Here is an 18,124-nt window from a genome sequence, read left to right as displayed (position 1 = left end):
TCCCTGACCTGCCGCCCCGGAATTGCAGGGTTGCATTATCGATATCTATGATGTTATCGATATTGATAATGAACGACAAGGGCAAAGCCGAGAGGCACCGCCCAACGGCAGGAGGACCGGCGCAGAATGGCCGTGGAGAGTTTCACCAGCATGACCGTGAGCGATGTCACGCCACGCCGCACGAGCAAGCGCAGCCATGCGCTGTTCGAGGCGCTGGAGAAAGAGATCGTGCTGGGAACGCTCACGCCCGAACAGGCGCTGACCGAGATGGACCTCGCGCAGCGCTTCGGATGCAGTCAGGGCACCGTGCGCGAGGCCTTGATGCGGCTCAGCGAGGAGGGTCTGGTGCATCGCCTGCCCAATCGCGGCACCACCGTCGCGCCCTGCGAGGCCGACGACGCCCGCGCGCTGCTGCATGTGCGCCGCGAGGTCGAATGCGCCTATCTCGACCGCGTGGTGGCCCGCGCCGACGCGGTGCTCGAAAGGGATCTGCACGACCTCCTCAACGCCATGCGCAACGCCGCGCGGGACGGGGACGAATACCGGCTCTCGGTCTTCGACCGCGCCTTTCACCGGCGTTTGTTCGAGTCTGCGGAGCTGCCGCTGGTGGCGCCGATCCTGACCCGTTGCCTGATCCACAACCACCGCTTCAAGATCCTCAACGCCCAGCCCAACCGCGAGCTGGAGGCCACCGCCGAGCGCCACGTGCCGATCCTCGAGGCGCTGGCGCGCCGCGATGTCGAGGCGCTGCGCGAGCTGCTCTCACACCACATCGCCACGATCGTCGATTTCGGACCCGACCTCAGCGACACCGGAGAAAGTGCATGAGTGTGCCCACCGCCAACATGCGCGCCGTGCTGGAGCGGCTGGCCCAGGAAGATGCCGGGCTCTGCGATCCCACGCTCATGCCGCCGCAACACGCCCGCGCGCTGGCCGAACTGACCAACCAGCGATGGAATGCCGATCTGCCCGAGATGGCCGAGGCGCGTACAATGATGTGCGCCGGGATGCCGGCCCGCTGGGTGGCGCCGGAGAACGACACCGGCACCGAGGCGATCCTGCACGTGCATGGCGGTGGCTGGGCCTTGTGCTCGCCGATGACCCACGAGGGGGCGTCGCGCCGCATCGCCGACGCCTGCGGCTGCCCGGTGCTGACGGTGGATTATCGCCTCGCGCCCGAGCACCCTTATCCGGCCGGCCTGTCCGACGTTCTGCGCTCCTGGCGCGCCCGTGACCCGGGCCGGCGCTGGAGCATCGCCGGCGACAGTGCCGGGGCGAACCTCGCGCTTGCTGCCATGCTCCACCTGATCGACGAGGGCGCCGAGATGCCGGCCTCGGCGCTGCTGTTCTATGGCGTTTACGGCGCGGATTTCGACAGCGAGAGTTATGTCCGCAACGCCGACGGACCCGGCCTGACACGCGCCAAGATGATGCGCTACTGGGACTGGTACGCGCCCGAGAGCAAGCGCAGCGGTCCCACGGTGGCGCCTTTGACTGCCAGCGACGCGCAGCTCGCCGCGCTGCCAGCGCTCTATTTGAACGCCGCCGAGCTCGACCCGCTGCTGTCGGACACCGAGGCGCTGGTCGCCCGGCTTCGCGGGCTTGGCCGCGACGATGCCTACGATCTGTTCGAGGGTGTCGTACACGGATTCATGCAGATGGGCTCTGTCCTGCCGGAGGCGCGTGACGCGTTCACGCGGGCGGGCGGGGCCTTTCGCAGGATGGCCGCTCCGTAGGGGTGGAAACACAGGGAGGACGTTATGAAATTCAAGACATTGACAGGCATCGCCTCGACGCTGGCGCTTTGCGCGGGCATGGCGAACGCCGACAGCACGGTGCGCTTCTGGTACCATTTCGACAACGCCGACAACCCGATGGACGCGCTTGTCGCCGCCTTCGAGGAGGCCAACCCCGACATCACCGTCGAGGCCGAGAACATCCCGTGGAACAGCTATTATGACCAGCTCTACACCGCGGTGATCGGCGGCAACGCGCCCGACGCGGCGATGGTCAAGATGTTCGCCCAGCCCCGCCTTGTGGAGATGGGCGCGCTGGCGCCGATCGATGACTGGCTGGCGGAGTGGGACGGCGCCGACGGGCTGCAGGACAACCTGATCAAGCTGACCCGGGGGCCGGATGGCCAGCAGTATTACCTGCCGGTGCAATACGTGGTGCTGTATCTTTATTACCGCACCGACATGTTCGAGGAGCTGGGCCTCTCGGTGCCCACCACCTGCGAGGAATTCCGCGAGACCGCCAAGGCGCTGACCCGCGACACCGATGGCGACGGGCAGACCGATGTGTACGGCTTCGGCTTCCGCGGCGCCAAGGGCGGGCATGACCACTGGGCGAGCTTCACGCTCGGCGCCGAGGGCGTGAGCCTGACCGAAGGGCTGACCTCGGAGGCGGGCGTCGCCGGCACGCAGTTCGTGGCGGATCTCTTCCAGGAAGACGGCGTGTTCCCGCCCTCAGCGCCGAATGACGGCTTCCAGGAGATCATCGGCGCCTTCAAGGCCGGCAAGACCGCGATGACCATCCACCATATCGGCTCGGCCAACGGCATGGTCGAGGCGCTTGGAGACAAGGTCTCGGCGGCGCCGGTGCCCGAATGCGGCGGTGGCCGCTGGACGGCCTTCGGGGATGAGAGCACCGCGGTGCTGTCCTCGGCCGAGGATCCGGAAGCGGCGTGGAAGTGGATCACCTTCCTGTCTTCGGAAGGCAACAACACGATGTTCAACGAGGCCACCGGCCAGCTGCCCGTGGTCAAGGCCGACAGCGAAGGCTGGACGCTGCACCCGCAGCGCTTCGTGCAGGCGACCGTCGACAGCCTGCCCTTCGCCGAGATGCTGCCCAACAGCTCGGCCACGGCGGATTTCGTCAACACCGTGTGGCCCACCAACATGCAGCGCGTGCTCACCGGCGATATCGAGCCGGCCGAGATGAACGCCAAGATCGAAGAGCTCTTCGCCGAGTAAGCGCTCTGCCACGATCCGGGCGCCCCTGTGCGGCGCCCGGACACCCCCCCGCTCTCCAAGCCGAAAGCCCCGTGCCCCCATGACGGACGCGACCATGACCGATGTCTCCGAGACACCCAAGCACCGCGCCTCGCTGGGCCGTCAGGTGCTGCCCTACGCGATGCTCACGCCGGCGGTGCTCGTCACCCTCGCCATCGTGTTCTTGCCGATGCTGCAGACCGCGTGGATGAGCCTGCACGACTACGTGCTCTTCCGGCCCGACGACTTCACCTGGGTCGGGCTCGACAACTTCAAGGCGGCGCTCGGTGACGAGGTGTTCTGGATCTCGCTCAAACATACGATCATCTGGATGTGCACGACGATCCCGGCGCAGCTTCTGCTTGGTCTCGTGACCGCGCTGCTGCTCAACCAGGAGTTTCCGTGGCGTCCGGTGGCGCGTGCGCTGATCATCATCCCGTGGGCGCTTCCTTCGGTGGTGATCGCGCTGATGTGGGTGTGGATCTATGACAGCAATTACGGCATCGCCAACGAGTTCCTGCTGCGCATGGGCCTGATCCAGCAGGCGATCCCGTGGCTGGCTGATCCCGACACCGCGCTGGCCTCGATCATCCTCACGCTGACGTGGCAGGGCTTCCCGTTCTTCGCGGTGATGATCCTCGCAGGTCTCCAGTCGATCCCGCAAAGCTACTACGAGGCCGCCTCGATCGACGGCGCCTCGGCCTGGCGGCAGTTCTGGCACATCACGCTGCCCGGCATCTCGGGCGTGATGATGACCGCTGTGCTGCTGCGGATGATCTGGGTCGCCAACAGCTTCGACGTGATCTTCGTGATGACCGGCGGCGGCCCCGGCTACGCCAGCCACACCCTGCCGCTCTATGCCTTTATCAAGGCGCGCACCAATCTCGATTTCGGCTATGGCTCGGCCATCGCGGTGCTCTTTACCCTGCTGCTGATGGTGGTCGTGGTGTTCTACCTCAAGCGCACCGGAAAGGCGGTGTCCTGATGGCCCTGCACAGACCCTCGACCACCAAGCGCATCCTGACGGTCGATCTGCCGATGCTGGCGATCCTTGTCTTCACGCTCGGGCCGTATGTGTGGATGTTCATCACCTCGATCAGCGACCAGAGCACGCTCTTCACCGAAGGGCCGTCGCTGCTCAATGCCACGATCGAGAACTACATTCGCCTGTTCCGCACCGTGGGCTTTGCCGAGAACCTGCTCGACAGCTTCATCGTCGCAGGCGGGACGGTGATCGTCGGACTCTCGCTCAGCGTCACCGCGGCCTACGCGTTCTCGCGCTTCAACTTCAGGGGCAAGCGCATCCTGATGCTGCAGTTCCTGCTCATCAACATGTTCCCGCTGGTGCTGCTCATCCTGCCGCTCTTCGTGCTGATGCGGGTGCTGGGGCTGCTCGACACCCATATCGCGCTGATCATCGCGAACTCGACCGTGGCGATCCCGTTCTCGATCTGGATGATGGTCAGCTACATGAACGGCATCCCGCGCTCGCTCGACGAGGCGGCGATGACCGACGGCTGCACCCGGATGCAGGCGCTGCGCCGCGTGGTGCTGCCGCTGTGCCTGCCCGGCATCATCGCCACCGGCATCTACATCTTCATCACCTCGTGGAACGAGTATCTCTATGCCCTCACGCTCGGCGGGCGCAACGTGCGCACCATCACTGTCGCCGTGCAGACGCTGATCGGCGAATACGAGGTGCAATGGGGCCTGCTCACCGCTGGCGGCATCGTCGGCGCTCTCCCCGCCACCGTGCTCTTCCTGCTGGTGCAGAAACGCCTGATCTCCGGCCTCACGCAGGGCGCGGTCAAGGGCTGACGGAAAGGACAAGAAACGTGAAAAACCCCATCGGCATCATCTCCATGCAGTTCATCCGGCCGTTTACCGGCAAGGATCTGCATTACTTCCAGAAGGCCGCCGATCTCGGCTTCGACTTCGTCGAGCTTCTGGTGCCAGAGCCCGAGGACGAGCTCTCCATCGCCGACGTGAAGAAGGCCGCAGAGGACGCCGGCATCTTCACCGTGCTGGCGGCACGGGTGAACCCTCAGCGCTCCGTCGCCTCGGAGGATGCCGCCAATCGGCAGGGCGGGATGGACTACCTCAAGCTTTGCATCGACGTGGCGGGCGAGCTTGGCGGCGGCGTGGTCGGCGGGCCGCTCTACGGCGAGCCGATGGTGTTTGCCGGGCGCCCCCCTGTGCCGCGCAGCGACGACGAGATCGCCGCCCGCGCCGAGCGCACGATCTCGGCCTTCCAGACCATCGCGCCGCAGGCCGAGGCCGCCGGCGTGACCTTCGCGGTCGAGGCGCTGAACCGCTTCGAGACCGACATCCTGTCAACCACGCGGCAGGCCTGCGAGGTGGTCGACGCGGTCGACAATCCCGCCTTCAAGCTGATGCTCGACACCTTCCACATGAACATGGAAGAACGCTCGATCCCCGATGCGATCCGCATGGCGGGCGATCGGATCGTGCACTTTCAGGCCAACGAGAACCATCGCGGCCACCCCGGCACCGGCCATATCGACTGGACCGCGGTGATGCGCGCGCTGGCGCAGGTGAATTACACCGGGCCGATCTCGCTCGAGCCGTTCCGCCGCGCCGACGACCGCGTCGCATTGCCCATCGCGCACTGGCGCGCCCCGCGCGAGGACGAGAGCGACAAGCTGATGGCCGGACTTGGTGTCATCCGCAACGCGCTGGCGCTGGCGGAGGTGGACCAATGATCAATATCGGCTGGATCGGCTGCGGGCGCCACGCGCGGCAGATGCTGCTGCCGCAGCTCGGGCGCAACGACATCCGCATCGCGGCGCTCTGCGACCGCGACGGCGCGGCGCTGAAGAAGACCGCGGCGGAATACGGCGTCACCGCGCTGCACGACGATTTCCGCGAGATGATCAGGATGCCGGGTCTTGATGCCATCGGCATGGCGGTGGGCCCAGAGCTGCACCGCATGGCGACGCTGGCCGCGCTCGAGGCCGGGCTGCCGGTGTTCATGGAGAAACCGCCCGCCGCCACTGCCGCCGGCGCGCTCGAGATCGCCCAGGCGTCCGAGAAGGCCGGCAAGCCGGTGATGGTCGGCTTCATGAAGCGCTATTCCACCGGCAACCGGATGGCGATGAACGTGCTCAGGGGCGGCGAGTTCGGCGACGTGCTCGGCATCACCGGCGCCTACATGACCGCGCCGACCTATTTCGAGGGTGAGCCCGACTACAGCGGCTTCTACCTGCATCATTGCGTGCACTACATGGACCTGATCCCGTGGTTCGCAGGCGAGGATTTCGGCGACATGCAGGTGCGCTCGATCTCGCCGCAGCCGGGCAAGCTCTTGCTGCACCTCAATTTCACCACCGAGAGCGGAAAGATTGGCAACATCGTCATGGGCACGGTGCAGTCGCGCGGCACGCCGATGGAGGAGATCCGCATCATGGGCGATCACGCCCGCCTCCATGTCGACAACATCATCAACGTGGCGCTCTACCGCGACCCGCCCTTCAAGGCCGACGATCCCGGGGCGGTGCTTGACCCGGCCTGCGACACGCTGAGCTGGACGCCGAATTTCACCGCCGCCGCCAACGAGGATCACAAGGGCTATGCGGCGCTGCTGGCCGACGTGGCCGCCGTGCTGCGCGGCGAGAGCCGCGACGTGCCCGATATCGGCGACGGGGTGCGCGCGATGGAGCGGCTCGAGCGGATGATCTCGCAGATCGGGGCGTGACCGGGCCATCCCCGCCGCCGGGAGCCACGCGCTCGCGGCGGCGGATTTCCGGCCTTCGCAGGTCGGCGCAGGGCGGGGGCGCTTGCCGGTCGACAAATGCGCTATGCCCGTGCTTTCCTCCTTGGTGAACGACGCTCGCGCGCTAAGTGCGACAGGGAAACGCCCTGAACGGGCGCGGCCACCCATCCCGGAGGAGCTCAGACCGCCATGAAATCCCAGGTCCTTACTGCCGCCCTTGCGCTGGCTTCCGCGTTCGGCACCGCTGCCCATGCCGACATCACCGTCTCATCCAAGATCGACACCGAGGGCGGGCTGCTCGGCAACATGATCGCGCTCGCGCTCGAGGATGCCGGGCTGCCGGTGGAGCGTCGGCTGCAGCTTGGCGGCACCCAGGTGGTGCGCGAGGCGCTGCTCGCGGGGCAGATCGACATCTACCCGGAATACACCGGCAATGCGGCGTACTTCTTCAACGAGGCCGACAGCGAGGTCTGGAAGAACCCCGAAGAGGCCTATGCCCGCGCCGCCGAACTCGACACCGAGAACGATCTGACCTGGCTGCAGTCGGCTCCCGCGAACAACACCTGGGCCATCGCCCTCACCGGGCCGTTGGCCGAGGAAAACGGGCTGGTGACGATGTCGGATTTCGGCGCTTGGGTGGCGGAGGGCGGCGAGGTGAAACTCGCGGCCTCGACCGAGTTCGTGTCCTCCCCGGCGGTGCTCCCGGCGATGCAGGAGACCTACGGCTTCGAGCTGGCCCCCGACCAGACGGTGATCCTGTCGGGCGGTGACACCGCGGCGACGATCCAGGCTGCGGCGCGCGGCACCTCGGGCGTGAACGCGGCGATGGCCTATGGCACCGATGGCGGCGTTGGCGCCGCGGGTCTCGTGGTGATGGAGGACGACAAGGGCGTGCAGCCGGTCTACGAGCCGGCCCCTGTGGTGCGCGACGCGGTGCTCGAGGAATTTCCGGCCATCGCCGATGTGCTGAACCCGATCTTCACCGAGCTCGACATGACGACCCTGCAGGAGCTCAATGGCCGCATCCAGGTCGGTGGTGAACCCGCCGAGGCGGTGGCGCGCGAGTACCTGACCAGCATCGGCGTGCTCGACTGATCGCGCTCGCGGTGCCCGCCAGACGCCTAACTGCCGTCTCGCCGCCCGGCGCGCTCTTCGCGGCGCTGGGGGCGCTGGCGCTGCTGGCGCCGTTCATGACCGTTGCCGCCAACCGGATCGTGGCGGGCGAGGGGGTGGGCATCTGGACGATCGCCGCGCCCGGCGCGGTCGCCGGTGGCCTCGCGACCGTGGCACTGGCGCTGCTGCTCGGGCTCCTGCCGCGCCGGCCTTGGCTGAGGCTCGCCGGGGCGGCGCTCGGCCTTGCCGGGGTGGTCTGGCTGCTGGGGCAGGGCACCCAAACCCTGCTCGAAGGCGCCGGGGACTATGCCCGGGTCTCGCCCGCCCCGGGCTTCTGGTACCTGCTGGTGATCCTCGGCCTGCTGATGGCCGACGCGCTTTCGGCGCTGTCGCCGGGCCCGCTGGTGCGCGCCGGGCTGCTCGCCCTGGCACTTCTGGCCGGGGCGATGGTGTTGCAATCCGATGCGCTGGCCCAGCTGTCGATCTTTCGCGAGTACGATGGCCGGCGCGCCGCCTTCGCCACCGCCTTCTGGCGCCATCTCGGCCTCGCCTTCGGCTCGCTCGCGGTGGCCGCGGCGATCGGCTTTCCGCTCGGCATCGCCTGCCATCGCAACACCCGGCTGCGCGCCGCGCTGCTGCCGGTGCTGAGCTTTCTTCAGACCATCCCCTCGCTCGCGATGTTCGGCATTATGATCCCTCTGCTCGGCTGGGTCGGCGACAGCGTGCCCGGCGCCGCGGCGTTCGGGATCGCGGGCATCGGGTTCGCCCCGGCCTTCCTCGCGCTGGTGCTCTATTCGCTGCTGCCGGTGGTCGCCAACACCGTCGCCGGGCTCGACAGCACGCCGCCCGCCGCCCGCGATGCGGCGCGCGGCATGGGCATGACCTCGCGCCAGCGGCTGTGGCAGGTCGAACTGCCGCTCGGGCTGCCGGTGATCCTTGCCGGGCTGCGCATCGTGCTGGTGCAGAACATCGGCCTTGCGGTGATCGCGGCGCTGATCGGCGGCGGCGGCTTCGGCACCTTCGTGTTCCAGGGCCTCAACCAGACCGCCACCGACCTCATCCTGCTCGGTGCCCTGCCGACCGTGGCGCTGGCGCTGATCGCCGCCATCGTGATGGACATTCTGGTCGACCTGACCAGCCCGACCCCGGAGAGCCACCCATGATCGAGATCGACGCCATCACCAAGGTCTACGACGGCACACCGGCGGTGGACGCGGTCTCGCTCACTGTCGAGACCGGCACGATCACCGCCATCGTCGGCACCTCCGGCTCCGGCAAGACGACCCTGCTGCGGATGATCAACCGGCTGGTCGAGCCAAGCTCCGGCGAGGTGCGGATCAACGGCGAGCCCACCACCGGGCTCCCCAAGGTGACGCTGCGGCGGCGCATCGGCTACGCCATCCAGGGCCACGGGCTGTTCCCGCATCATAGCGTGGCGCGCAATATCGGCGCGGTGCCGCGGCTGCTGGGCTGGCCCCGCGACGAGATCCGCGCCCGCGTCGACGAGCTGCTCGAGCTGTTCTCGATGCCGCCCGACGCGTTTCGCGACCGCTATCCCGGCGAGCTGTCCGGAGGGCAGCAGCAGCGCGTGGGCGTGGCGCGGGCGCTGGCCTCGCGCCCGGACATGATCCTGATGGACGAGCCCTTCGGGGCGCTCGACCCGATCATCCGCACCCGCGCGCAGGAGGATCTGAAGCGCATCCAGCAGGCTCTCGGCTCGACCATCCTGATCGTCACCCACGACATGGAAGAGGCGATCCAGCTGGGCGACAAGGTCGCGGTGATGGATGCCGGCAAGCTGGTGCAATACGCGGCCCCCGCCGAGATCATCGCCAAGCCCGCCACCGAGTTCGTGGCCGAGATGGTGGGCGGCGTCGACCGACCGCTGAAGATGCTGTCGCTGGTCCCGGTCTCCGAGATCGTCGAAGAGGGTGCCGTCGACGGCCCGGCCATCGGTGCGGAGACCAGCCTGCGGGATGCGCTTTCGACCTGTCTGTGGAGTGGACGGGACGCACTGCGGGTCGAGCGTGAGGGCCGCGTCGTGGGGCATGTCACGCTGGCGGCGATCCGCGCCCGGGCCGAGGCCCACCGGTGAGCTGGGGAGCGGCCCTCCGGGCGGCGCTGATCGCGCTGCTGCTGGCGCTGGTGCTGCGCCCGGACTGGTTCGAGCCGCTCTTCGCCCCTGCCGCCCCCGCCGGCGGCCCGGTGATCTACGAGCGCGCCTCGCTGCTGTCGCTGTCGCTGAGCCATTTGGGCCTCGTGGCGCTGGCCTCCGGGGCGGCGACGCTGGTGGCGGTGACGCTGGCGGTGCTGGTGACCCGGCCCGCCGGGGCGGCCTTCCGGCCTCTGTCGCGCACCATCACCAATATCGGCCAGACCTTCCCGCCCGTCGCGGTGCTGGCGCTGGCTGTCCCGGCGCTTGGCTTCGGGGCCGGCCCGACGCTGGTGGCGCTGTTCCTCTACGGTCTGCTGCCGATCTTCGAGAACGCGGTGACGGGCCTGTCGAGCCTGCCGCCCTCGGCGATGGAGGCGGCGCGGGGCATCGGGCTCAACCGGCGCCAGAGGCTGTTCCAGGTCGAGCTGCCGCTGGCGCTCCCGGTGATCCTGACCGGGATCCGGCTCTCGGTGGTGATCGCGCTCGGCACCGCCACGATCGGCTCGACGGTGGCGGCGCGCACGCTGGGCGAGGTGATCATCGCGGGGCTTTTGACCAACAACACCGCCTATGTGCTGCAGGGCGGGCTGATCGTCGGGCTGTTCGCGGTGCTGATCTATGACGCGCTGGTCCAGCTCGAGCGCCGGCTGGCGCGGCGGCTCGGGGTTGCAGGCTGAGCGGGGCAGGAAGAGGCAAACCGGGTTGCCCGTGATAGGAGGGGGGCGCGGGGCGCGCCTCAGGAGGTTGCTCCGAACGGGATTGCGCTGCGTTTCGAAGGGGGGCAGCGGGGCGGCGCGTAGCGTGACGCTGGTAACGGCTCGGAACTTGCACGGACCGCGTTCGCGCGGGTGACCGCCGAGTGGTCGGGGTGCGATGGTGAAGTCGGGTCGGGACCGGCCTGTACCGCGTTTGGCCGGGCTTTCGCCGGGGGAGCCCGGTCGCGCGCCTTGGCGTCAGGGCCGGCTCTGAACCGCGATCCGTTGCCGGATCTCTCCCGAGGCGCGGTCGAAGATCAGGATCTCGTCCTCTGCCGTCACCACCGCATACCAGTCTGAGCCTTGGGTGTACGCGGTGGCGCTGGTGCCATCGGGGAGGGTGATGATCTCGGGCAGCGGCACGCGGGTGGTGCGGTACTGGATGACAATCATCGCAAGGATCGCTAGAAGCCCGGCGATCATCACGCCCGTGAGCACGGTGACCAGCAGGCGCAGGAAGCGCAGGTTGGCCGGCTCGGGCAACTGTTCGTCGGGATCGGGAGTCTGGGACATGGACAAGGCCTTGCGCATCATCATCGGGGAAGCCCCGCCTGCGCGCCTTGATAAGGCGCTGGCGCGGGATGTGCCAGAGGCCGCGGCGCTGTCGCGGACCCGGCTGGCCAAGCTCATTGCCGAAGGCGCGGTGACCTGCGGCGGAGAGGTGCTGAGCGATCCCAAAGCCAAGGTCGCCGAGGGCGACGAGATCGTCATCGCCGTGCCGCAGGCCGAAAAAAGCCATATCGGCCCCGAGGATATCCCGCTCGAAATCGTCTGGGAGGATGACGACCTCGTCGTGGTCAACAAGCCCGCCGGCATGGTCGTCCACCCGGCGCCGGGAACGCCCACGGGCACGCTCGTCAACGCGCTGCTGCACCATTTCGGCGGCAAGCTGTCTGGCGTCGGCGGCGTGGCGCGGCCCGGCATCGTGCACCGCATCGACAAGGACACCAGCGGGCTTCTGGTGGTGGCCAAGTCAGACCGCGCGCATCACGGGCTCGCGGCGCAGTTCGAGGCGCACAGCGCCGAGCGCGCTTATCGGGCGATTTGCTACGGGGTGCCAAATCAGGGCGATCCCCGGCTTCTGGGCACCCGTGGCGTCTCGGTCGAGCCGGGTGGAGTGCTGTGCATCCAGTCTGGGCTGGCGCGGCACAAGACCGACCGCCAGCGTCAGGCGGTGTATTTCGATGGGCAGGGCCGGCACGCGGTGACCCGGGCGCGGGTGCTCGAGAGCTTCGGTAGGCCGCCGGCGTTGGCGCTGCTCGAGTGCAGGCTCGAGACCGGGCGCACGCACCAGATCCGCGTGCACATGGCCCATGCCGGGCACGGGCTGGTGGGCGATCCGGTCTATGGCGGCCGCCGCAAACCGCCGGTCCAGGCGATCGGCGAGGCGGCGGCAGCCGCCGTCGCTGCCTTCGACCGGCAGGCGCTGCACGCCGCCGAGCTGGGCTTCGACCACCCGGCCACCGGCGAGCGGCTGCACTTCGAGGCGCCGCTGCCCGCGGACATGCAGACCCTGCTCGCTGCGCTCGGTCACTCGGGGTGACGCGATTGTGTGTGCCTTACCGCACACAAAGCCCGCCGTCTGCGCCGTTTACGGGCGTGCCGCACATATGACATCAAGTTCCCAACCGCGTGAGCGTGGCGTTTTGACGGACCCGTCCGACGGAAGCCTGCGTTAACGTCGTATAAAGGTCTCAAGGTGACAAACCTTGCAAACTCATGGTGGCGCTCCCATATGGGATGTTAAGCCCCGTAACATTGGAGGAACCGGGCACGTGAGCAACGTGAGCAAATATGCCAATCTGCCGGCACCATCCCCGGAGGCGGGGCTGAGCCGCTATCTGTCCGAAATCCGCAAGTTCCCGCTTCTGGAACCCGAAGAAGAATACATGCTGGCCAAGCGCTGGGTCGAAGATCAGGACGCCGAGTCGGCGCACCGTCTGGTCACCAGCCACCTGCGCCTCGCCGCGAAGATCGCCATGGGCTACCGGGGCTACGGACTGCCGCAGGCCGAAGTGATCTCGGAGGCGAATGTCGGGCTGATGCAGGCGGTCAAGCGCTTCGATCCCGAGAAGGGCTTCCGCCTCGCGACCTATGCCATGTGGTGGATCCGTGCCTCGATTCAGGAATACATCCTGCGCTCGTGGTCGCTGGTGAAGCTCGGCACGACGAGCGCGCAGAAGAAGCTATTCTTCAACCTTCGCAAGGCCAAGAGCCGCATCGGCGCGCTCGAGGACGGCGATCTGCGTCCCGAGCACGTGGAGCGCATCGCCACCGATCTTGGCGTGACCCACGACGAGGTCATCTCGATGAACCGGCGTCTGTCGGGCGGTGATGCGTCGCTGAACGCCACCGTGGGCAGCGACGATGAAAGCTCGATGCAGTGGCAGGACTGGCTCGAGGACGAGAGCGCCGATCAGGCTGGCGATTACGCCGAACGCAACGAGCTCGAGGCACGCCGCACGCTTCTTGGCGAGGCGATGGATGTCCTGAACGACCGCGAGCGCGATATCCTCACCCAGCGTCGTCTGGCCGAACAGCCGGTGACCCTCGAGGAGCTGTCGGGCGTCTACGACGTCAGCCGCGAACGGATCCGTCAGATCGAGGTGCGCGCTTTCGAGAAGCTGCAGAAGCGGATGCGCGACCTCGCGCAGGATCAGGGTATGCTGACCAGCGCCTGAGCCTCCGAATTGGAAGAATTGCCAGCGCCTGCCCCCTCTGGGGGTGGGCGTTTTTTGTTGGCGGCAGGTCTCCGCCCGGGTTGCGCGCGGCGCCTGCGACGTTACCGTCGGCGCCAACCGGAAAAGGAGTATTACCATGGCCGTTCACCTGCGCTGGGGCATTCTGGGTGCCGCCAACTTTGCCCGCCAGCAGATGGCGCCCGCCATCCATGCGGCGCGCGGCGGGGCGCTCTCGGCCATCGCCACCTCGGCCCCCGAAAAGGCCGAACCCTTCGCCCAGATCGCGCCCGGACTGCGGGTGTTCGACAGCTACGATGCGCTGCTCGCCGATCCCGAGATCGACGCGGTCTACATCCCGCTGCCCAACTCCATGCATGTGGAGTGGAGCGAGAAAGCCGCCGAGGCCGGCAAGCACGTTCTGTGCGAGAAACCCATCGCCATGGAGGTGGCCGGGATCGACCGGCTGATCGAGACGCGCGAGCGCACCGGCAAGCTCATCGCCGAGGCGTGGATGATCTCGCATCATCCGCAATTCGCCAAGGCGCGCGAGCTGATCCAGAACGGTGCGCTGGGGCGGATCGTGCGCATCGACTCGACCCACAGCTTCTACAACGACGATCTCGACAACATCCGCAACCGCCCGGAAACCGGCGGCGGGGCGCTCGGAGACATCGGCATCTACGCCTTCGGCGCGATCCGCCTCATCACCGGGCAAGAGCCCGAAGAGCTGCTGGCGGTCGAGACCGACTGGATCAACGGCATCGACGCCAGCACCCACATCATGGCCCGCTTTCCCGAGTTCCTCTACAGCGGTCGGGTCTCGATGCGGGCAGCACCGTGGCAGGAGATCGTGGTGCACGGCGAACGCGGGGTGCTGCGCCTGCCGGTGCCCTTCAACGTGCAGGTCTTCGGTCAGGCCTCGGTCGAGCTTCATCACCCGGGCGGGCATGTCGAAAGCTGGCGCTGGCCGGCCGAGAACCACTACGTGCTTCAGGTCGAGGCGTTCAACCGCGCGGTGTCAGAGCACGCCGACTGGCCGCTGCCGCTGGAATTCTCGCGCGGAACACAGGCGTGGATCGATCGCATCCGCGCCACGGCAACGGCCTGATCGCGGGCTTCGTGCTTGCACGCAAAGGCTTTTCTTTTTTTCTGCGCTCGCATAGGCTTTTGCTGCGATGCTGCATCCCAGGGAGGGCACCAGGTGGCCGATAAGGAAAAACCGCTGCTGATCAAGCGCTATGCCAGCCGCCGTCTCTACAACACCGAGACGAGCGACTACGTCACTCTGGAGGACATCGCGGGCTTCATTCGTGATGGCCGCGACGTGCAGATCGTCGACCTGAAATCCGGCGACGACCTGACCCGGCAGTACCTGCTGCAGATCGTGGCCGAGCACGAGAGCCGCGGCGAGAGCGTGCTGCCGATCAACGTGCTCACCGATCTGGTGCGCAGCTACACCACGCAGGCGACCTCATCGGTACCGCAGTTCCTTGCCGCCTCGTTCGAGATGTTCCGCGACAGCCAGACCAAATGGGCCGAGACCGTCAAGGCCAACCCGATGATGCCGAAGATCCCCGGGTTCGAGGCGATGCAGGCCCAGCAGGAAGCCTTCCTCAAGGCGATGACCGGGAACATGGGCAAGCAGTGGTCCGGCCCCGAGGCCGAGGGCGAGACGCCGGCCAAGGGCGAAGAGGAAGACCTCGACGCGATCAAGAAACAGCTCGCCGAGCTGCAGAGCAAGCTGTCCAAGATGAACAAGTAAGCCGCGCGCCCCTCCCAGGGGAGGGCGGCGGTTTCCAGATACGGCGACGGGCGGGGAGCATCATCCCCGCCCGTTTTGCTTTGTTCGTCAGATGGTCGTGACAGGCCTCAGGTGCCGTAGGCGCGAGCCTCGCCCATCACGGTCTCGGCGGCGTTGACCAGGATATCGGCCACGGTGGCGCAGTCCTCCAGCGTCAGCCGCGCCGGCAGACGGGTGTCGCAGGCGCGTTCGAGCATGGCGCGGGTCTGCGGCAGCTCGGGGATCTCGCCCAGGAACTGCCAGTTCCAGAAGGCGCGGGCATTGTCCGAGGACAGGCCGAAGACCTGCACCTTGACGCCCATCGCGGCAGCTGCCTCGGCGAAGCCGCGCATCTCGTCGCGGTCCATGCTGACGAGGTTGAACTGCAGCGAATCGGGCGCGCGCTCTTCGCGGTCGAGCTTGGCGGGGACCTCGATCCACGGGCTCATTGCGATGCGCTCGGCGACAAAATCATGGTTGCGGCGGCCGTCTTCGACGCGGCGCGCGACATGCGGCAGCTGCGGCCGGATCACTGCCGCCGACAGGTTCGACATGCGCAGGTTGTAGAGCGGCAGCTTGTTCTGCCAGCGCGCAAAGGCCGCTTCGAGGTCGGCCCGGTTGTCGCCGCGCGCCATGTGCTTTTGCCAGTTGTGCTCGTAAGCGCCCGACAGGATCACCGCCTGCGCCACCACATCGGCATCGTCGGTGATCAGGATGCCACCCTCGCCGGCATTGACCAGTTTGTAGCTCTGGAACGAGAAGCAGCCGATCTTGCCAATGGTGCCGATGTTGCGCCCGCCCCAGACGGTGCCGAGGCTGTGCGCGGCGTCTTCCACCACCGGGATGCCGCGGGCGTCGCAGAGCGCCATGATCGCGTCCATGTCCGAGGTGTGGCCGCGCATGTGGCTGATGATCACCGCCATCACGCCGTCGAGCTTGGCCTCGAAATCCGCCATGTCGATACGGTAGTTGTCACCGACCTCGCAGAGCACCGGCACGCAATCGGCGTGCACGATGGCCGAGGGCACGGCGGCGAAGGTGAAGCCCGGGATCATCACCCGCGCGTCGCGCGGCAGGCCGAGCGCCTTGAGCGAGAGGAACAGCGCCGCTGAACAGCTCGACACCGCCAGCGCGTACTTGCTGCCCAGCATCGCGGCGAACTCGCGCTCGAGCAGCGCCACCGGCGCATCCTCGGGGGCGGTGTAGCGGAACAGGTCTCCGGACTGCAGCAGCCGGTCGATCTCGGCACGGGCCTCCGCGGGGATCGGCTCTGCGTCATGCATGTTTGGCAAGCTGTTCATATTTCAAAATCCCGAATGTCCTATTTCGGAAAGCTTAAACACGAGATCTGTGACAGCCAAGTAAAAACCGCCCCCCCGAGGGGAGCGGTGTCCTGTCGCGCCGTGGCCGAAAGGTCGCGGCTCAGAGCCCGATGCGGTCCCGAAGCGCGAACCACGTCATCGCGAGGGTGAGCAGCGGCGTGCGCAGCGCCGGGCCGCCGGGGAAGGGCGGCGCGGGCAGGGCGGCCATGGCGTCGAAGCCCTGCGACTCCCCGCGCACCGCCTCGGCCAGCAAGCGCCCGGCATGAACGGCGGTGCCGACCCCGTGGCCGGAATAGCCCGAGGCGCTGAGCACGTTCGGCGCCAGCCGCGCGAGGAAGGGCAGCCGCTTCATGGTGATCCCCAGCGTGCCGCCCCAGGCGTAGTCGAGCCGCACGCCTTCGAGCTGCGGGAAGATCTCAAGCATCGGCTTGCGCACCTTGGCCTTGATGTCGGCGGGGAACTTGTAGCCGTAGCTTTCTCCGCCGCCGAACAGCAGGCGGCCGTCCTGGCTGAGGCGGAAGTAGTTCACCACGTGGCGCGAGTCGGCCACCGCGATGTCGCGGGTCAGCACCTCGGCGGTGCGGGCGCCCAGCGGTTCGGTCGCGGCGATGAAATTGTTGATCGGCATCACCCGGCGTGCCACCCGGGGCTGCAGCCTGCCGAGATAGCCGTTGCCGGCATAGATCACGTGATCGGCGCGCACCGATCCCTGCGCGCAGGTGACGACGCAGTTGGTGCCTTCCTGCACGTCGGTCACGAAACTCTGCTCGTAGATCCGCGCCCCCGCACCGGCCGCCGCCTTGGCGAGACCCTGCGAGAAGCGCAGCGGATGCAGATGCGCCGCGCCCATGTCGACGATGCCGCCGCAATAATCCGGCGAGGGGCAGATGGCGCGGAAGCTCTCGGCGTCGTGGCGCTCGATCTCGTAGCCGTATTGCGCGCCCATGTGGTCGGCATAGTCGTGCAGGTGCTGCACCTCGCCGGGGCGCGAGCCGCACCACGCCACGCCGTCGCGCAGATGGCAATCGATGTCGTGCTTCGCGATCAGCGTGCGCACGAGCTCTTTGGCCTCTTCGCCCAGATCCCAGTACTTGCGCGCGTCTTCCCGCCCGAGCATCTGTTCGAGCGTCAGCTGGTCCTGCCGCTGCCCGGAGCCCAGTTGCCCGCCATTGCGCCCCGAGGCGCCGAAGCCCACCCGGTGCGCCTCGAGCAGCACCACGTCGAGCCCGGCCTCGGCCATGTGCAGCGCCGCCGAGAGCCCGGTGTACCCCGCCCCGATGATGCACACGTCCGCCCGCGTCTCGCCCTCGAGCGCCGGGAAGGCCGCGAGATCGCTCGCGGTGGCGGCATACCAGCTTTCCGGGTAGTGCCCCCGTCGGTCATTGGAAAACAGCAGGTCCACGGTCCAGCCCTTCTCTTCGTCAGAAATACTCCGGGGTGAATTGGCCGCAGGCCAAGAGGGGCAGCGCCCCTCCCGCCCCCGGCCAGAGGGCTCAGACGTTGAGCAGCAGGTGCTCCCGCTCCCACGGGCTGATCACCGACAGGAATTCCTCGTATTCCGCCCGCTTCACGATCGAGTAGACCCGGGCGAA

The 18,124-nt window shown here is 67.6% G+C and carries 19 protein-coding genes; 15 read left to right on the top strand and 4 right to left on the bottom strand.

All coding sequences use genetic code 11. From position 1 onward, the window contains the following. Positions 1 to 126 precede the first annotated feature (126 nt). The 11 genes from LCM15_RS16915 (at position 127) to LCM15_RS16865 (ending at position 10,671) form a co-directional block, all read left to right on the top strand. Positions 127 to 828, top strand: coding sequence for a GntR family transcriptional regulator (locus LCM15_RS16915; RefSeq protein ID WP_224858473.1), 702 nt, complete (start codon positions 127 to 129; stop codon positions 826 to 828). Continuing rightward, positions 825 to 1,736, top strand: a complete 912-nt coding sequence (locus tag LCM15_RS16910) for an alpha/beta hydrolase (protein WP_224858471.1) — start codon at positions 825 to 827, stop codon at positions 1,734 to 1,736. Before LCM15_RS16915 ends, LCM15_RS16910 begins: the two co-directional genes overlap by 4 nt. 24 nt (positions 1,737 to 1,760) lie before the next feature. Further along, on the top strand, positions 1,761 to 2,975 hold the full coding sequence (locus LCM15_RS16905) for an ABC transporter substrate-binding protein (protein ID WP_224858469.1): 1,215 nt from the start codon (positions 1,761 to 1,763) through the stop codon (positions 2,973 to 2,975). A gap of 79 nt (positions 2,976 to 3,054) precedes the next feature. Further along, complete coding sequence (locus LCM15_RS16900) at positions 3,055 to 3,978, top strand: sugar ABC transporter permease (protein WP_318246068.1); 924 nt, start codon at positions 3,055 to 3,057, stop codon at positions 3,976 to 3,978. Next, positions 3,978 to 4,811, top strand: coding sequence for a carbohydrate ABC transporter permease (locus tag LCM15_RS16895; RefSeq protein ID WP_224858465.1), 834 nt, complete (start codon positions 3,978 to 3,980; stop codon positions 4,809 to 4,811). Before LCM15_RS16900 ends, LCM15_RS16895 begins: the two co-directional genes overlap by 1 nt. 17 nt (positions 4,812 to 4,828) lie before the next feature. Further along, positions 4,829 to 5,716 (top strand): sugar phosphate isomerase/epimerase family protein, encoded by an 888-nt coding sequence (locus LCM15_RS16890; RefSeq protein WP_224858464.1) that lies wholly within the window; start codon positions 4,829 to 4,831, stop codon positions 5,714 to 5,716. Beyond that, positions 5,713 to 6,708 (top strand): Gfo/Idh/MocA family protein, encoded by a 996-nt coding sequence (locus LCM15_RS16885; protein ID WP_224858463.1) that lies wholly within the window; start codon positions 5,713 to 5,715, stop codon positions 6,706 to 6,708. The genes LCM15_RS16890 and LCM15_RS16885 overlap by 4 nt, the downstream gene beginning before the upstream one ends. Positions 6,709 to 6,915: 207 nt before the next feature. Beyond that, positions 6,916 to 7,821: an ABC transporter substrate-binding protein gene (locus LCM15_RS16880; RefSeq protein ID WP_224858462.1), complete on the top strand. Its 906-nt coding sequence runs from the start codon at positions 6,916 to 6,918 to the stop codon at positions 7,819 to 7,821. Between the two features lie 11 nt (positions 7,822 to 7,832). After that, on the top strand, positions 7,833 to 9,002 hold the full coding sequence (locus LCM15_RS16875; protein ID WP_224858461.1) for an ABC transporter permease: 1,170 nt from the start codon (positions 7,833 to 7,835) through the stop codon (positions 9,000 to 9,002). After that, positions 8,999 to 9,934, top strand: coding sequence for an ABC transporter ATP-binding protein (locus LCM15_RS16870; RefSeq protein ID WP_224858460.1), 936 nt, complete (start codon positions 8,999 to 9,001; stop codon positions 9,932 to 9,934). The genes LCM15_RS16875 and LCM15_RS16870 overlap by 4 nt, the downstream gene beginning before the upstream one ends. Then, complete coding sequence (locus LCM15_RS16865) at positions 9,931 to 10,671, top strand: ABC transporter permease (RefSeq protein WP_224858459.1); 741 nt, start codon at positions 9,931 to 9,933, stop codon at positions 10,669 to 10,671. The genes LCM15_RS16870 and LCM15_RS16865 overlap by 4 nt, the downstream gene beginning before the upstream one ends. 276 nt (positions 10,672 to 10,947) lie before the next feature. Here the strand turns inward: LCM15_RS16865 and LCM15_RS16860 are convergent, their stop codons facing one another. Further along, a complete protein-coding gene (locus tag LCM15_RS16860; protein WP_224858458.1) occupies positions 10,948 to 11,262 on the bottom strand; it encodes a DUF6476 family protein in 315 nt (104 codons plus the stop codon). Here LCM15_RS16860 and LCM15_RS16855 point away from each other — a divergent pair. The 4 genes from LCM15_RS16855 (at position 11,261) to phaR (ending at position 15,192) form a co-directional block, all read left to right on the top strand. Beyond that, a complete protein-coding gene (locus tag LCM15_RS16855; RefSeq protein ID WP_224858457.1) occupies positions 11,261 to 12,292 on the top strand; it encodes an RluA family pseudouridine synthase in 1,032 nt (343 codons plus the stop codon). The two genes, LCM15_RS16860 and LCM15_RS16855, sit on opposite strands and share 2 nt — an antisense overlap. Before the next feature lie 241 nt (positions 12,293 to 12,533). After that, complete coding sequence (rpoH, locus tag LCM15_RS16850) at positions 12,534 to 13,430, top strand: RNA polymerase sigma factor RpoH (RefSeq protein WP_224858744.1); 897 nt, start codon at positions 12,534 to 12,536, stop codon at positions 13,428 to 13,430. Between the two features lie 136 nt (positions 13,431 to 13,566). Beyond that, complete coding sequence (locus LCM15_RS16845) at positions 13,567 to 14,538, top strand: Gfo/Idh/MocA family protein (protein ID WP_224858456.1); 972 nt, start codon at positions 13,567 to 13,569, stop codon at positions 14,536 to 14,538. A gap of 93 nt (positions 14,539 to 14,631) precedes the next feature. Beyond that, the gene (gene phaR, locus LCM15_RS16840; RefSeq protein WP_224858454.1) at positions 14,632 to 15,192 is read left to right on the top strand and encodes a polyhydroxyalkanoate synthesis repressor PhaR; all 561 of its coding nucleotides are present in this window, start codon (positions 14,632 to 14,634) and stop codon (positions 15,190 to 15,192) included. A 107-nt stretch (positions 15,193 to 15,299) separates the two neighbouring features. On the opposite strand, the gene LCM15_RS16835 is transcribed toward phaR, so the two are convergent. From LCM15_RS16835 to LCM15_RS16825, 3 genes are all read right to left on the bottom strand, one after another. Then, positions 15,300 to 16,511 carry a DegT/DnrJ/EryC1/StrS family aminotransferase gene (locus LCM15_RS16835; protein ID WP_224858452.1) on the bottom strand — a complete coding sequence of 404 codons (1,212 nt, stop codon included), beginning with the start codon at positions 16,509 to 16,511 and terminating at the stop codon, positions 15,300 to 15,302. A gap of 121 nt (positions 16,512 to 16,632) precedes the next feature. Then, positions 16,633 to 17,934 (bottom strand): NAD(P)/FAD-dependent oxidoreductase, encoded by a 1,302-nt coding sequence (locus LCM15_RS16830; RefSeq protein ID WP_224858451.1) that lies wholly within the window; start codon positions 17,932 to 17,934, stop codon positions 16,633 to 16,635. 91 nt (positions 17,935 to 18,025) lie between these two features. Next, positions 18,026 to 18,124 (bottom strand): glutamine synthetase (locus tag LCM15_RS16825; RefSeq protein ID WP_224858743.1); only part of this gene is annotated, 99 nt, incomplete at its 5' end.

Source organism: Salipiger bermudensis, assembly GCF_020171625.1.
Taxonomy (GTDB): Bacteria; Pseudomonadota; Alphaproteobacteria; order Rhodobacterales; family Rhodobacteraceae; genus Salipiger; species Salipiger bermudensis_B.
Note: the sequence above shows the minus strand (reverse complement) of the source record. Positions and strands in the feature narration are given on the sequence as shown.